General features: G+C 71.8%; 1 protein-coding gene. It reads right to left on the minus strand.

The window, feature by feature from the left end:
• Window positions 1-3: 3 nt before the first annotated feature.
• Window positions 4-1,314 (minus strand): ISL3 family transposase, encoded by a 1,311-nt coding sequence (locus tag ACP7BI_RS13305; protein WP_425847164.1) that lies wholly within the window; start codon window positions 1,312-1,314, stop codon window positions 4-6.
• Between the last annotated feature and the right edge of the window lie 109 nt (window positions 1,315-1,423).

The following is a 1,423-nucleotide window of genomic DNA, read 5'->3' on the forward strand; positions in this document are numbered from 1 at the left end:
GGCTCATCGCATTTGAGGGTGTAGCGCCGGTCTGAAGCCGCCGGCTTCGAGCAGGGATCGGGCGATGTAGTTGGCGAGGTTGCGGAAGCCGAGCGCGGAGCCGCGGAGGTGCTCGAGGCGCCCGTTGATCGCCTCGGTGGGGCCGTTGGAGGTGCCGGGTCGGTCGAAGTAGGCGAGGACGTCGAGGCTGCGCTGCTTGAGCGTCCGGCCGAGCGTGATCAGCTCGCGCAGCGCCGCCGGGACGCCGCTGCTGACGGTGTCGATCAGCTCGACCATGAGCGCCCGCCCGGCTTCCCGGTCAGGGTTGCGGTAGGCGGCGATCATGCGCTGGTAGATGCCCCAGGTCACCTCGACGGCGAGGTGCCGCTCGTCCGCGAACAGCGCGTCGAGGCGTGCCTGCTGCCGTGGCGTGCGGAACGTCGCGCCGGTGTGGAGCGTGCGGCGGGCGGCGTAGAGCGGGGCGCCCTTGCGGCCCCGGTGCCCGTGGATCTCCTGCTGAACCCGCCGCCGGCACGTGTCGAGCGCGTTGCCGGCGAGGCGGACGACGTGGAACGGATCCATCACCGCGACCGCTCCCGGCAGCTCCTCGGTGGTGGCGGTCTTGAAGCCGGAGAAGCCGTCCATCGCGACGACCTCGACGCCGTCTCGCCAGCCCTGGGGTCGGGCGGCGAGCCAGTGCTGGAACGCCTGCTTCGAGCGGCCCTCGACCATGTCCAGCAGCCTCGCCGGCCCCGTGCCGTCGCGGATCGGGGTGAGGTCGATGACGACCGTCACGTAGCGGTCGCCGCGGCGGGTGTGGCGCCAGACGTGCTCGTCCACGCCCAGCACCGCGACCTGGTCGAAGCGGCCCGGATCGTCCAGCAGCCGCCGCCGTCCCTCCTCGAGCACGGCCGTGTTGGCGGTGTGCCAGGCGACCCCGAGACCGGCCGCGACGCGGGAGACGGTCAAGTGGTCGAGCACCAGCGCGTCCAGCGCCCATCGCAGCCCCGTGCGGGAGATCTTCGCCCGCGGCTCCGCCGCCGCGGACGTGTCCTGCCGCCAGATGCGGCCGCAACCGGTGCAGCGGTAGCGGCGGAGACGGATCAGCAGCGTCGTCGGCCGGTGCCCGAACGGCGCGTGCGCCAACCGGCGCGTGACCGTATCGCGCGGCACGCCCTGACACCCGCACCAGCGGCACCAGTCGTCCGCTTCCACGACCCGGCACGACAGCACCGCCCGATCCGGCTCGAGCCGCTGCCCGGTCGCCACCAGACCGAGCTCGTCGAGTCGGCAGAACGTGGTGAGGCAGGGCGCGTCGAAGGTAGCGTTGAGCACGTCGAGGTCTTTCGGACGGTGAGTGTAGGAACTTCCATCCTGGAAGACCTCGACCCCTATCCCCGAACCGACGCGACCCGAACGTCTACACCGTCAACTGCGAAGAGCC

It is taken from the genome of Agrococcus sp. TSP3-2-1 (genome assembly GCF_049897585.1).
Lineage (GTDB): Bacteria > Actinomycetota > Actinomycetes > Actinomycetales > Microbacteriaceae > Agrococcus.